Annotated in this window: 8 protein-coding genes and 2 pseudogenes; 9 read left to right on the top strand and 1 reads right to left on the bottom strand. The window is 55.9% G+C overall.

What is annotated here, in order from left to right; all coding sequences use genetic code 11:
- Window positions 1-110 precede the first annotated feature (110 nt).
- The 6 genes and pseudogenes from FHX14_RS12550 to FHX14_RS12525 all read left to right on the top strand — a co-directional run bounded on the left by FHX14_RS12550 (window position 111) and on the right by FHX14_RS12525 (window position 8059).
- Window positions 111-2270, top strand: coding sequence for a type I secretion system permease/ATPase (locus FHX14_RS12550; protein ID WP_184377291.1), 2160 nt, complete (start codon window positions 111-113; stop codon window positions 2268-2270).
- Entirely contained in the window at window positions 2267-3742 is a 1476-nt protein-coding gene (locus tag FHX14_RS12545) for an HlyD family type I secretion periplasmic adaptor subunit (protein WP_184377290.1), read from the top strand. Before FHX14_RS12550 ends, FHX14_RS12545 begins: the two co-directional genes overlap by 4 nt.
- A gap of 159 nt (window positions 3743-3901) precedes the next feature.
- On the top strand, window positions 3902-4189 hold the full coding sequence (locus FHX14_RS12540; RefSeq protein WP_348649245.1) for a POTRA domain-containing protein: 288 nt from the start codon (window positions 3902-3904) through the stop codon (window positions 4187-4189).
- Window positions 4171-4269, top strand: a pseudogene (locus FHX14_RS12535) (IS5/IS1182 family transposase); the annotation flags it as partial. The gene FHX14_RS12540 and the pseudogene FHX14_RS12535, both read left to right, overlap by 19 nt.
- Before the next feature lie 281 nt (window positions 4270-4550).
- Window positions 4551-5675, top strand: a pseudogene (locus FHX14_RS12530) (hemagglutinin repeat-containing protein); the annotation flags it as partial.
- Window positions 5676-6997: 1322 nt separating this feature from the next.
- On the top strand, window positions 6998-8059 hold the full coding sequence (locus FHX14_RS12525) for an acyltransferase (RefSeq protein ID WP_184377289.1): 1062 nt from the start codon (window positions 6998-7000) through the stop codon (window positions 8057-8059).
- Here the strand turns inward: FHX14_RS12525 and FHX14_RS12520 are convergent.
- Window positions 8013-9188, bottom strand: coding sequence for a glycosyltransferase family 2 protein (locus FHX14_RS12520; protein ID WP_184377288.1), 1176 nt, complete (start codon window positions 9186-9188; stop codon window positions 8013-8015). The two genes, FHX14_RS12525 and FHX14_RS12520, sit on opposite strands and share 47 nt — an antisense overlap.
- A 1111-nt stretch (window positions 9189-10299) precedes the next feature.
- On the opposite strand from FHX14_RS12520, the gene FHX14_RS12515 reads away from it, so the two are divergent.
- The 3 genes from FHX14_RS12515 to FHX14_RS12505 all read left to right on the top strand — a co-directional run bounded on the left by FHX14_RS12515 (window position 10300) and on the right by FHX14_RS12505 (window position 13504).
- A complete protein-coding gene (locus FHX14_RS12515) occupies window positions 10300-11349 on the top strand; it encodes a M10 family metallopeptidase C-terminal domain-containing protein (RefSeq protein WP_184377287.1) in 1050 nt (349 codons plus the stop codon).
- A 270-nt stretch (window positions 11350-11619) separates the two neighbouring features.
- A complete protein-coding gene (locus tag FHX14_RS12510) occupies window positions 11620-12408 on the top strand; it encodes a glycosyltransferase (protein ID WP_184377286.1) in 789 nt (262 codons plus the stop codon).
- Window positions 12398-13504: a glycosyltransferase family 4 protein gene (locus FHX14_RS12505; RefSeq protein ID WP_184377285.1), complete on the top strand. Its 1107-nt coding sequence runs from the start codon at window positions 12398-12400 to the stop codon at window positions 13502-13504. Before FHX14_RS12510 ends, FHX14_RS12505 begins: the two co-directional genes overlap by 11 nt.
- The last annotated feature ends 29 nt before the right edge of the window (window positions 13505-13533 follow it).

Raw genomic sequence — 13533 nt, 5'->3', positions numbered from 1 at the left:
TCTCCTGTTTTTTGTCGGCGCTGCAAAGCGCCGGCATGCCCGCCCTTCACTGATCCCACATCATGATGGACATCCAAACAGCTCCCGACTCTGACGCCGCGGTGTCGGCGATGACGGACGAGCTAAATGCCATACCGGAGGCAGCGATCGCCGACAGCGGCCTGGCGGCCCTCTCCGCCGTGGCCGGTTATTTCAGGATCGCATCCCGCCCGGAGACTTTGAGCCGAGAGCTTGCGCTGACCGCGCCGGCGTCACGGGACGATCTTCTGCGCGCCGCAAAGATTGTCGGCCTGAAGGCGCGCATTGTCCGTGCACATCATGCCAAACGGCTGACGACCCTGCCAGCTCCCGCCCTTGTCTCGTTGAAGGACGGTACCTTCGCGATCTTCGGCGGCGTGGCCGCCGAGGGGCACTATCGTCTGATCAATCCCATCGATTTCTCAGCCCGCAATGTCGAGGTAGAAGAGCTTCTCGCCCTGACCTCGGGCGAGTTCATTCTTGTCCAGCGCCGCTTTGCCGGCCCCGGCGCCTCGCAGCAGAATTTCGGCTTCCGCTGGTTCCTGCCGGCGATCTGGCGGTATCGCCGGGCCTTTGGCCATGTGCTGATCGCCTCGCTCGTCATCCAGATCTTCGCGCTGGTGACGCCGCTGTTCTTCCAGGTCGTCGTCGACAAGGTGCTGGCCCATCGCAGCTATTCCACGCTGATCGTGCTCGTCATTGGCCTTGCCGCCGTCGGGCTCTTCGATGTCGTGCTGCAATATTTGAGAACATATGCGCTGTCGCACACCACCAACCGCATCGATGTCGAACTCGGCCGGCGCCTGTTTCGCCATCTCCTCAACCTGCCGCTTAGCTATTTTGAAACCCGCGCCACCGGCCAGACGGTCGCAAGAGTGCGCGAGCTCGAAACCATCCGCAATTTCTTGACCGGCCAGGGCCTGTTCTCCGGCCTCGATCTGATCTTCACCATCATCTTCATCTTCGTGCTGTTTACCTATTCGTCGAAGCTTGCTTGGATCGTCGTCGCCTCCATTCCCTTTTACCTGGCGATCGGGTTTCTCATCCGCCCCTTCCTCAAGGAGCGGATCGACGAGAAGTTCGAGCGCGGCGCCTTCAGCCAGCAATTGCTCGTCGAAACCGTGGTCGGCATTCAGACGCTGAAGGCCTCGGCCGTCGAGCCGGTGGTCTCCTCGCAATGGGAAGAGCGGCTGGCTGCCTATGTGCGCTCGTCATTCCTCGCAACCATGCTGGCGGCAAAAGGCCAGAACGCCATCCAGTACATCAACAAGATCACCTCGGCCGCCCTGCTTCTCTTTGGCGCGCAGGCGGTCATCGACGGCGAATTGACCGTCGGGGCGCTTGTCGCCTTCAACATGATCGCCGGCCAGGTCTCACAGCCGATCCTGCGCCTGTCGCAGCTCTGGCAGGATTTCCAGCAGGTGCAGGTCTCCGTCGCCAGGCTTTCGGATATTCTGAACGCCCCGCAGGAGCCGCGCCCGAGCGTCGCCGTCAGCCTGCCGCCGCCCAAAGGCGCGATCGGCTTCAAATCGGTGAACTTCCGCTATTCCCCGGATGGCCAGGATGTTCTGAAGGATATCAGCTTTTCGATCCGGCCCGGCGAAGTCATCGGCATTGTCGGTCCCTCCGGCTCCGGCAAATCGACGCTGACCAAGCTGGTGCAGCGTTTCTATATCCCGAACAGCGGCCAAGTCTTCGTCGACGGCCAGGATATCGCCCAGGTCGATCCGGCCTGGCTGCGGTCGAATATCGGCGTCGTGCTTCAGGAGAACATGCTGTTCAACCGGACGATCCATGACAATATCTGCATGGTCAATCCGGCCATGTCGCGGGCCGCCGCCATCCAGATGGCGCGACTCTCCGGCGCCGACGAGTTCATCGCCAAACTGCCGCGCGGCTACGACACGCTGATCGAAGAGCGCGGCGCCAATCTTTCCGGCGGCCAGCGGCAGCGGCTGGCCATTGCCCGTGCGCTTGCCACCAATCCGCCGATCCTGATCCTCGATGAAGCCACCAGCGCGCTCGACTATGAAAGCGAGCGCATCATTCTTGCCAATATGCGCGAGATCGTCCGCGGCCGCACCGTCATTATCATCGCCCATCGTCTGGCGACCGTGCGCCACTGCAACCGTATCATCGGCATGAAGGACGGCCGCATCGTCGAAGAGGGAACGCACGAGCAGCTGCTGGCCCGCCCGAACGGGCTTTATGCCCATCTCTGGCAATTGCAGACGGGGCCTGTTGAATCATGAACCAGAACGTCCAGCCTCCCCGGCTTCCGCCGAAGCCACAGAAGCGATTGCGGGTGGACAACGAGTTCCTGCCGGCAGCGCTGGAAATCCTCGAAACGCCGGCCTCGCCGATCCGCACCGCGCTCATCTGGTTCATTTGCCTGCTCACCGCCGGCGCGCTAGTCTGGAGCTATCTCGGTACCTTCGATATCGTCGCGACAGCGCAGGGCAAGATTCAGCCGACCGGTCGCGTCAAGGTAATCCAGTCGCTCGAGGTCGGAAAGACGATCGCTGTGCCCGTTTCGAACGGCGTCAAGGTGGAAGCCGGAGACATTCTTGTCGAGCTCGATCCGACGGAAGCCCGCGCCGAGGTCGACGCATTGTCGATCAGCCTTTCCACTCTGCGCGCCGAGGTGGCGAGGCGCAGTGCGGCCTTGGCGCAGGTCGCCGCCTGGCAGAAGGGCGATCTCTGGAGCGGAGCGCGCCGCATCGAGATTGCGCCGCAATTCGACAATTCGATACCGGCGGAAATCCGGACGCGCGAGACGCTGCTTTACAATTCAGATCTGGAGCAGTTGGCATCGACGCTCGACAGCCTTGCGGCCCAGCGCAACCAGCAATTCGCCGCACTGAAGCGGTATAGCGAGATGGTTGCCGCCCAGCAGGCGCTGGTCGCCACCCTGACAGATCGCGTCACCATGCGCTCCAATCTGGTCGATCTCAGCGCCGGTTCGAAATCCGGCGTCATCGATGCGGTCGAGATCAAGCAGAAGGAAGAGGCAAACCTGGCCGAGCAGATCGGTCAGCGGGCAGAGGCGGAGACGGCGATCGTCGCCGCAGCGAGCGAAGGGTTGAAGGCGATCAAGACCTTCGTTGCCGACAATGCCGAGAAGCAGGCACAGGCTTCGCGTGAGATCGATGAAAAAGAACAGCAGCTGGTGAAGGCGGCCAAGCGGCTGGAGTCATTGACGATCAAGAGCCCGATCAACGGCATCGTTCAGACATCGGCGATCACCACCGTCGGCCAGGTCGTGAGCGCAGGCGCGGAACTGATGCGGATCGTTCCGGATGATGCTTCGCTGGAGATCGAAGCCTATCTGCCGAACCGGGACATCGGCTTCGTCTCGCCGGGCCAGCCTGCCGTCATCAAGGTCGAGGCCTTTCCCTTCACCCGCTACGGCATCCTCAACGGCACGGTCACCCGTGTCGCGACCGACGCCATCCCCGAACCGGACGCACAGCAGCTCGAAGGCGAGCCGGCCAAGGAGCTGCAGAGCGTCATCCCGATCGGCAATGCCCAACGCGTTCAAAACCTGGTTTTCCCTGTGGTCATCAAGCCGGATGAGACAGGCATCAATATCGATGGAACGCGCGTCCCACTCTCCCCCGGCATGTCCGTCACCATCGAGGTCAAGACCGGCAGCCGGCGCATCCTTGAGTATCTCTACTCGCCACTGGCTGAAATCGCTTCGGAGGCGATGCAGGAGCGTTAGCTACCGTGAAATCGGGGCTTCCAGCTCGGCCTTGGTGGCGGATTTCGTTCCGGCGTTGGTCACACAGGCCCAAATAGGTGGTTCCTGAGCATATAGCTCAATTAAGCTGTGATTGCCGTTTTTGAGCCAGGCGCATAAGCTAGGCGCAGGGTCGGCGATATCAACACGCTGCTGCGCGACCTGACCCATCTCTATCTCGAGAAGGGGTTTGTCAGCTCCCGCGTCTACGTACCGGCGCAGGACATCGCTAAGGCGAAGATGCTGCGACTGGTCGCCATCGAAGGTACGCTTGCTGACATCTACATTAATGGCAAGCCGGCACCAGGTTCCGGTGTGATCGCCACGGCCTTTCCCGGTATGAAGGGTCAGATCACCAGTCTGCGTGATATCGAGCGTATCCATCCGGCCAGGGCCGCGGGATTTATGATTTCGGCTCGTCTGCCATGATGCGTTCGATCCTTTCCGGATCACATTGCTCGTCCACAAGGAACTGCCGGACGCCGCCGTCCCAGGTGCGCATATCGGCGAGGAATTCCTTTAAGCTTTCGATGCCCCGGTCGGTGAAGGTTGTTATGCCCTCTTCGCTGCCGTCATGGGCATGGATCATCTCGCCGTAATCGATGTTGTCTGAGTTGCTGGCGATTTCCTGGAGGAGTTCGAGTTCTCGCCTATCAGCGAAGCAACATGATCGATCGTGTAGACATGCGTCGGGCGGGCCATCAGGCTGCTCTCTGCCGGGCGCTGTCAACGGCGGACCAGTTCCAGGGCAACAGTTCCGGCAGCCGTGATACGGGCAGGTTGGGCATGCGGCGCCGGCGCCGTCATGGCGGGCGGCTCGGTCGACATGGATGTCGACGATCTCGACAATTCCGGCCTGATCGCGTCCAATGGCGGGCTTACCATCGCCGGCAAGACCATTCAGGGCAGCGGAACGTTCCTGTCGCGCGGCGACACGGTGCTCAACGCCACCAATGGTATCACGCTGGCCGCTCAGACCATGACGATCGGCGGCCAGAACATGGTCAACACCAATGCCGGTGTGACGGCATCGGGCGACGTGCAGCTTGCCGGCGGCAGCGGCGATCTGGCGCTGAAGGGCGTCAAGGTGAATGCCGGCGGCTCTGCCCAGCTCACCGGCACCAATGTCACGCTCGCAGCGGCCAAGGTCGACAACTCAGGTCAGCAGAATGCCACCGGCACCCAGGTCGCCAGCGGCGGAGCCCTGACGATCAAGGCAACCGACAATGTCAACGTCATCGGCAGCTCCGCCAAGGCGGGAACGACGCTCGATGTGGCGGCCGACAACGGTTCGGTGGCCGTGGTCTCGACCGATGTCGCCCGCAACAACCAATCCGGCTACACCAGGACGCTTTCCACCGACCAGCAGCAATCGCAGCTTTCCGCCGGCACGAATGCGACCATTAAGGCCGGCGACGACATCCTGCTTTCCGGCTCCTCCGTCGAGGCCAAGGGCAATGTCGCGCTTGCCGCCGGCGACGATATCAATATCACCGCCGCCCAGGAGCAATCGGCATCCACCTTCGGCAAGAAGTCCGCCTCGTCGATCACCCATGTCGGCTCGGAGATATCGGCTGGCGGCGATCTCTCGGTGAAAGCGGGCAACGGCGGCGGCGATCACGACCTCAACATTGTCGGCAGCAAGCTTGCCGCCGACGGCAAGGTCGCTCTCAAGGCCGACGGCGACGTGACGATCGCCGAAGCCACCGACACTGCCACCCTCGACACCAGGCTCAGCAGCAAGGGCGGTTTCCTCGGTACGAGCGAGAAGACGACCACGCATCTGGAAACGACGACGGCCGTCGGCTCCGCCATCACAGGCGGTGGCGGCGTCGGTATTGAATCCGGCAAGGACACGGTCATATCCGCCTCGAAGATCGAAGCCGGCAGTGAGAACGGTGCGGATCTGAACATCTGGATGCGTATACAGTGCTGATGTTCCCAACATTCCGTTACTTGCAGGCAAGTCAAGAGACGTAATTGCGAAAAGTCTTTCACAATCACGGAAGTCACTTGAGTTAAAATAAAAAATTTCCGGCTAAGGCGCCGACAGCGCTGTTGATAAAGTCCACTGTTTCTACTTAGACCCAAAAAAGGTCCGAAGCAGGGCTCGACTTTACAGAGAAATTTGCAATTACTGTTTGAAACAAATGGGGCGAGGTCAAAGTCCGGTTTATGGACTTATGATGGTTTTAGGCACTGCTGGGGATGATTTTAAATTCGTTGATATTCTGCGGCACTGGGTCGGTGAGACTGCAATGCCAGCAATCGATGCCGCTGTTGCGGCCCTTTCCAAGAGACAACAAGCTCCCAGGGATGCCAGTGAATCTTCGCGGTATACCCGGCACCAGCTGAGTCGTAGGTCATATCCTGGCGAGATCCTCGTTTGCCCAGGTTCGGCCATTCGGGGACAAATGGAAAGTTATGCAGTCTTCTAGACTGCCGTAGCGCGAAATAACTTTTACTACGTTTAATGGGCATGCAAGCAGCGCTCTGCCGTCCACCTAGACTGGATTTGAGAGAGTTTAAAATGCAAGCAAAAATATAAGAATTGCCGCAATGCCTCAAGCGTATAACATGGTGAGTTTTGCTCGTAACATTTTAACAGATTAAGGAAGTACCGGTTCGATGTTGTTCGGCAGGAAGAAGCGTGGGCACTCATGCATGCGGTGTGGTAAGGGCAAGAAGATCGATGGCGACGAGCTAATTTGTTCCTTTTGCATCGATGAGATTACCCTTCAATCCGCGTCCAGTCCGTCAGATTCAGGCGCGGATGATATTGAGCTTCCAGTACGAATTGCCCATAGAGCGTCGGCTTGAAAAAGTTAGGAACTGCATGTCTGGATTGCATGCTCTCTATCACGTGTTTGGGTCAATCGCATGTTTCCGGCCTTCGTCTTCGGACGCCGACAATGTCGGTTGGCGGTGGCCGGCCATTGTCAAAATAGCGATAAGATCGAATAAATAATTTTTTGGCCGAAGTGCGCTCGATGCTGCATTGCCATCAGCTGAACCACTCATGCGCTTAGTCGTCCGCCATACCGTCGTCCATAAAATGCAACATTGGGCGACGCAACCCAGGGCGCTCCGACGTTAGTCGTCGAGCGCCCTGTTGATTATCGCGGAACCTGTCGAGGGTGCGTTACTTTTCCATCGCAATGAGGGCGGCACATGCGGGGATCTACTTTAGAAGACAAGCTTATTGGAGCGTCCGGTCGACCAAGTGGGTTCGACTGTATGCGCATCGTGCTCGCGTTGATCGTTTTGTGTCTGCACAGTCTAACCACCGCCTACGGCACGGGTTTGGACTTTGCTTGGGATACCTGGCTCTACGGCCCCTGGTTGCGCTTAGTGCTGCCAATGTTCTTTGCTCTTAGCGGCTTCCTGGTAGCCGGAAGTTTTATGCGGTCAAAATCGATCCTTCACTTCCTTGGACTGCGCTTTCTCCGTATCTATCCGGCTTTGGCCGTTGAAGTTCTGCTCTCTGCTTTGATACTCGGCCCGATCGTGACCACGGTCGCATTTTCGCAGTATTTCGGAAGTGAGATGTTCTTCCGTTATCTGCTCAACATTACCGGTCATATCTACTACTATCTTCCCGGCGTTTTCGCCGATAACCCGTATCCTAACAAGGTCAACGGGCAGCTCTGGACGGTGCCGTTCGAGCTACTTTGCTATATTAGTTTGACTGCCGCAGTCCTCGTTGGCTTCACAAAGAAGCGGCAGGTCTTCATGCTGGCATGTTTGGTTATGTTGATCGCTTACCCTATTGCCCGGTTTTTCGTTCACGGCGGTGAACTCCCAGTCACAGCGACGAAAGTACCAGGGAACGTGCTCGTCGAGACTTTCCTATGGGGCGTGGTTTGCTATCAGTATCGCGATAGATTGCCGTTTGGAGTGATCCCGTTTGGCGTGGCACTCGGAATCAGCCTCGCTCTGTTGTCAGGCTTACCGATGGGCGAGTACTTTTGCGCCCCTTTCGTGGCCTACCTGACCGTTGTGCTCGGCCTGCTCAATCCGCGCCGCATCAACTTCCTGAAGGGAGCCGACTATTCGTATGGGCTCTTTCTCTATCATTTCGCAATCCAGCAGGCGATGGTTGATCTGTTGCCATCGCTGCGGACATGGTGGGCGGTGATCGCAACAAGCCTGCCAGCGTCGATTTTGGTTGCTGCGGCGTCCTGGCACCTTGTCGAAATGCCAGCTTTGAAGCTCAAGGGACGGTTACCCGTTCACCTGCCGATGCCCTTTATCAGAAACCGGCGCGCCGACGTTGCAAACGAGTTTGGTGAAAGCTAGAAGCAGAGGGGCTCCCCGCTTCAAGGCGGGAAGCCCTTTCTAGTCTTTTTCTTCTAAAGGTCTTGCTGAGCTCGACGAAGTCGGCCGTCGGATCAATGTCATTGAAATGGCGCGGTGTTTCCGATGAAGTTACGGCGGGGAGGCGACCGTATCGGCGGCGCCCGCGTTCGAACCCGTCCGCAATAAGCCCGACAAAATCATTATAAAGCCCTTTGAAGGCAAGGCCGAAGGCGAGGCCAAAACGATAAGACTTCGCAGCTTGTATCATCCCGTGCATCTGGGTCCGAGCCATGGCCCACCGAGCGACAGAGGGATTGATGCCTTCAACTTCCGAAACGGCGATATCAAGGGCTTCCAAAGAGCCTCGAGCCATCGCAAATCTGCTTATCGACATTGATGTAGCTGATTGCCGGTAGCCGATTAGGTATTCGGGAACACATACCACTTCGCCAACGGCCGCCAGCTTAATCTGCATCAGATAATCTTCACTGCCGCGGACGCGCTCATCATATCCTCCAACGGCAACCGCCGCGCTCCGACGAATAACGATGCCTGAACCAGTCCCAACAAAATTGTGCACTATCGATCTTTGCAGCGCAGTGCCATTTATGGCGATCGAAGGTTTCGTCTCAATGATGTTGCTATTCTCGTCTATTCGCCGAAGGAACGAATAAGCAAAGGCAGAGTTATCGCCGGCTCGGTCTAACTCTTTGACTAGCTTCCCCAAATAGGTCGGATGCCAAAGATCATCTGCGTCTAGAGGCGCTATATATTTTCCGGATGCCCGCTCGATTCCATAATTCCGCGCACCTGGGAGCTTCCGATTAGCAATCGTGTGCACGGCTATCCGGCGATCATGCTGTTGTAAGGACTCTGCAATTTGCCCCGACATATCAGTTGATCCGTCATTGACAATAATGATTTCAATATCAGTCAGCGTCTGCGCGCCGGCACTAGCTACTGTTTCGCGAAGCGTGCGTTCCCCGTTATAACAAGGAATAATGACCGAGACGATTGGCACAGGATCTCCGCTGGCATGGGACTTGCCAAAATTTTTATTACTAAAGGTTTTCCTGTTAATCGAGTTTGATCGGTCAAAAAACCTTAAACAGTGAAATTCGGTTGCCATCCGGTTCAGGGCTGCCAGGTTTTAAGTTGAAACCCCGACAACGGGGACGCACGGGAGGCCAATTAGGACGGCCCGTAAATCGACAGCATGGCCAGAGAGAGCGCATTCCAGTGAAGAGGCGATGGTTAGAGAACACGCGGGGTTCGGTCGGTTGGTGGAATGGCGACGGCGACGGAGCGGCCACACCGGCGATTGACCCCTTCGCCCCATGGATTGGCCCCGGCTTGGTTTTCCTTATGTATGCCGAAAGTCCCAAAAAACGCTCATACCAAAGGGCATCTTCCAACCCGCGACCGGAATTCTCGTAGAGGAGTTGTCGGCCACAATGACGATGTGTCTGTGTCGGAGCGGTGCGACAAGCAAAGCTAAGCGGGGCGTCGCGGTTGTCGGTCAATATTCCCGATCTCGATCCTTCAGTACGATGCGGATTGGGATCGGAGCCACTCCAAACCGACATTTATCATTGATCCCAAAATTGGACCATACGTTAATGTCTAAGGAGATAGCTCGCGCCGCTCAATCGACAGCCAAATGCCTGCTGAGGTATGCAATCCCCGACTGATATAATCGAGATGCTCGCGCCTCCATTGGGATATTTACCTAATACGTTTACGTTAATTATCGATTAAACGGATTCCCGTTTCAAACAATGTTAGTAGCCTCCCACCCGATAGAAATTAAATCTGGAGATGTGGATTTGGCTACGTCAAAAAGCAGTAATAACGCAAGAAAGGCCATACTGCTTCGAGGAGTTACACTCGTTCTTCCTGCATTGACAGCGTGCGCGGATGCGAGCCGTAGCTGAGTCAAATGCACAATTTGTCATTGACCCCAAAATTGGTCTTTGACGTTAACGCCGCATTAAGCAAATAGCTCATGGAGTTGTATCGATATCGAATACTTGGTGAAATATCTATGATGATTCAATCTGGGATTGAGTATATCCAGGGCTTTAGCAGCATTAATCATAGTACGATTACGCTAATTATCGTTTAAACAGGGTTGCTATTTAGGACAATGTTAGTAGCGTCCCGCGTGAGGGAAGTTAAATCCTGAGATGTGGATAAGCTAACTCAAATCATCAGTACACAAGTTAACAGGGAGTATAAAAGTGGCTACAATTAATCTTCAACCGGGCCAGGACGGCGATTTTTCTGATCAAGCAGGTCCAGTTAATGTCTACGGCACAGACGGAAGCGATAACATTGTCGGAACCGATGCCCATGACAATCTGCGCGGCGGGATCGGGAACGACATCTTGGTCGGCGGCGCTGGCGACGACTTCCTCGATGGTGGCGAAGGCAACGATAAGATGTATGGTGGCGTGGGTAACGACACTTATGTCGTGCAAAGCGCTCAGGACGTGGTGGTGGAACTCGCCGGCGAGGGTATTGACCACGTTAAGTCATACATCAGCTATACCCTGCGTCCCAATGTCGAAAACCTGACCTTAATGGGCGAAGATAACCTTAATGGCTCCGGCAATGAGCTTAACAACACCATCAAGGGCAACAGCGGAAACAACACCCTCTTCGGCGGCGACGGCGACGACAACTTATTGGGTCTGACGGGCAACGATATCATCCGCGGTGGCAATGGTAATGACTTCATGGACGGTGGCACCGGTGTTGACTTGGTGTCTTACAAAGACGCGATCAGTGGAGTGACGGTCGATCTTTCGATCAACACAAAGTCGCAGGACACAATCGGTGCTGGCCGCGACACGTTGAAAAACTTCGAGAATCTTGAAGGCTCGATTTTTGCGGACAAGCTGTCTGGCGATTCCGCGGACAACAAGATCGCAGGCTTGGACGGCAACGATGTGATCCGCGGCGGGGCCGGCAACGATGACATCACCGGTGGAGCAGGGGCAGATACTTTTGTGTTTGAGGCCGCGGGTGCTGCTAACGGCATCGACCGAATCCGCGATTTCCAATCCGGTATCGACTCGCTGCAATTCAACAAGGCCGATTACGACGTCAACGCTTTATTCACGTCGAGTGACAAGAGTGAAGCCGAAGGCGCGGGCGCGCAGTTCGTCTTTAACACGAAAACCTACGCACTTTACTACGATGCAGATGGTGAGGGCGGAAATGCTGCAATCCATATCGCAGATTTCACCCCAGTGACTGTACACGCAGAAGATATCCACATCGTTTGATGGTTGGTCTGAACGCGCCGGTAACAATCCGCGCGTTCAATCACAAGTAATTAAATAATGCCGTTCTTCGTTAACACCAAACCCACCTCTGCACGTTACTAGGACGCTCATGGAGAGGGCGGAAACGCCGTAGCCATATCGAACATTTCACCCAGTGGCCGTGCAAGCAGAAGATATCCCACATCGTCTGATGTTTGGTTCTGAGCGCGCCGCTCGTCAGCGGCGCGTTCGAAGAAGAATAACTTAATTAATCTCGCAGGCCGCATCCCGATGCTTTCAATTCTAATTTGTACCACCGGTGGAGGCGACCTGCAGGAGGTTGTCGACACATTTCGGCGAGAGACCGATGTGCCGCTGGAGATCGTCATCGTAGTCGACGATCCGAGCGCAGATGTGGCCAAACTCAACGCGTTGGCAGCCACGGACAAGCGGTTGAAGATACATGTCAATCCATCAAACCTCGGGTTGACGAAAAGCCTGAATGTCGGCCTTCGCATTGCGAGCGGCGATGTGATTGTCCGAAACGACGATGATGACATTCCAACCGAGCAGAGACTCGCCAAGATCTATGCGCATTTTCAGGCAACTTCAGCTGATTTCGTATACTCGTTTGCCGAGGGGAAATCTGAAGGCAATAGTTCGACTTGGGCAATCAAAGGTCCGATCGAGGGCCACGAAATAGTGGCCGCGCTCCGAAAAAGAAACTTCATTGTCGCATCGACGGTTGCATATCGCCGGAGCCGAGTGGTCGACATTGGCGGCTATTGTGAACCTTTCAGATATGCTCAGGACTACGAACTCTATCTTCGATCCGCCCGCCAGGGGCTGACGTTCTCCTGCATTCCGGAGCAACTCATCCAGCGCCGGTACTCGGCAGAATCTATCACCGTGGCCAAACGGAAAAGACAGGCTTTATTTTCATTCGCAGCACGATTGATGGACATATCGGAAGCCGGCTCTCTCTCAGACGCAGCACGGACCATCCTCAAGTACTCCTTCATTCTTCTAACTCCAAATTTTTTCAGGCGCCTTCGAAGGAGTATCGGTCTTGGCAAGTAAAAAGAAAATGCTTGTAGTCGGTGCTCGGGGGATCACCGGCCACGAAGGAGGAGTCGAGAAGTTTGCTGAGGAATTCTGCAAGCGTGCTTCAGAGATTATCGACGTAGAGGCTACCTGCCTAAAACACGACGACCGTGCCCACTCGTCGGTAAGAGTTCACGTAACCGGCACATTTGGTTTCGGAAAAACCGATAAGATATTATATTACATGAAGGCAGCTTGGCTGTGCTTAACTGGACGTTACGACTACGTCTTTTTGCTTGGTATAAATTCAGCCGCGCTCGGCTTGTTTACTCGCCTCAACCCCCGTCGACGCCCGCTGGTGACGGTGCGGAGCGGTTCCATAGATTACCTTCTCCCAAAATGGGGCCGTTTAGCCAAGCTTTACTTCCGTTTTTCGGAAAAGACGATGCGATTTGCTGATCACGTTATCGCGGTTTCGCCCAGTATTCAGCGTCACCTTAGTAGAAAAGCGATTGCTGCTACCCTTGTCCGGAATGGGATTACTAGAGACGAGGGCGCGGTTGAAACTCAGCGCGTTGGCGCTCTAGCCGTTGGCCGCATTACGAGCCAGAAGAACTATTCGGTGTTGGTCGAGGCTGCGAGCGTCTTGGGCTCAACACTCGTCACGATCGTCGGTGGGCCCGATAAGACGAATGAAATTGACGTTTTGTCTTCGGATATCGTGCGCCGCGGGCTGGTAAACCTCAGGATGGAGGGTGCTCTCAATCGGCAGGAGGTCTATGAACGACTGCGCAAAGCCGCGGTTTTCGTTAACTGCTCGATACACGAGGGTATGTCCAATTCGGTCCTCGAAGCAATACAATGCGGTGCGCCCGTTCTGCTTTCGGACATTGACGCCAATCGCGACCTCCAACTGCCAGATGTTCACTACTTCGATCCCAACAATGGCACCCAGCTCGCTGATTTGATCGAGCAAGCCCTGCTCGATCCCGAATCGTTCACGGTAAATCGGAATTTATTTCCCGATTGGGATGAGGTCGTTGAAACAATATTGGCGAAGATCGGCGTATCCAATGACAATGATATTCATCCCGTCCACAATCACGAGCCCAGCAAAGCGGCTGCCGCTTAAGCGTTGGATCGTGAGGGCAGGACCCAACA

The organism is Rhizobium sp. BK619, assembly GCF_014195245.1.
Taxonomy (GTDB): Bacteria; Pseudomonadota; Alphaproteobacteria; order Rhizobiales; family Rhizobiaceae; genus Rhizobium; species Rhizobium acidisoli.
The sequence above is the reverse complement of the archived record's forward strand: the minus strand, read 5'-3'. Positions and strand labels throughout refer to the sequence as shown.

Bases quoted from the DNA above. Each gene is read 5' to 3' on its own strand.
- FHX14_RS12550 (WP_184377291.1), top strand. From the start codon at position 111: ATGACGGACGAGCTAAATGCCATACCGGAGGCAGCGATCGCCGACAGC.
- FHX14_RS12525 (WP_184377289.1), top strand. From the start codon at position 6,998: ATGCGCATCGTGCTCGCGTTGATCGTTTTGTGTCTGCACAGTCTAACC.
- FHX14_RS12520 (WP_184377288.1), bottom strand. From the start codon at position 9,188: ATGGCAACCGAATTTCACTGTTTAAGGTTTTTTGACCGATCAAACTCG.
- FHX14_RS12510 (WP_184377286.1), top strand. From the start codon at position 11,620: ATGCTTTCAATTCTAATTTGTACCACCGGTGGAGGCGACCTGCAGGAG.
- FHX14_RS12545 (WP_184377290.1), top strand. From the start codon at position 2,267: ATGAACCAGAACGTCCAGCCTCCCCGGCTTCCGCCGAAGCCACAGAAG.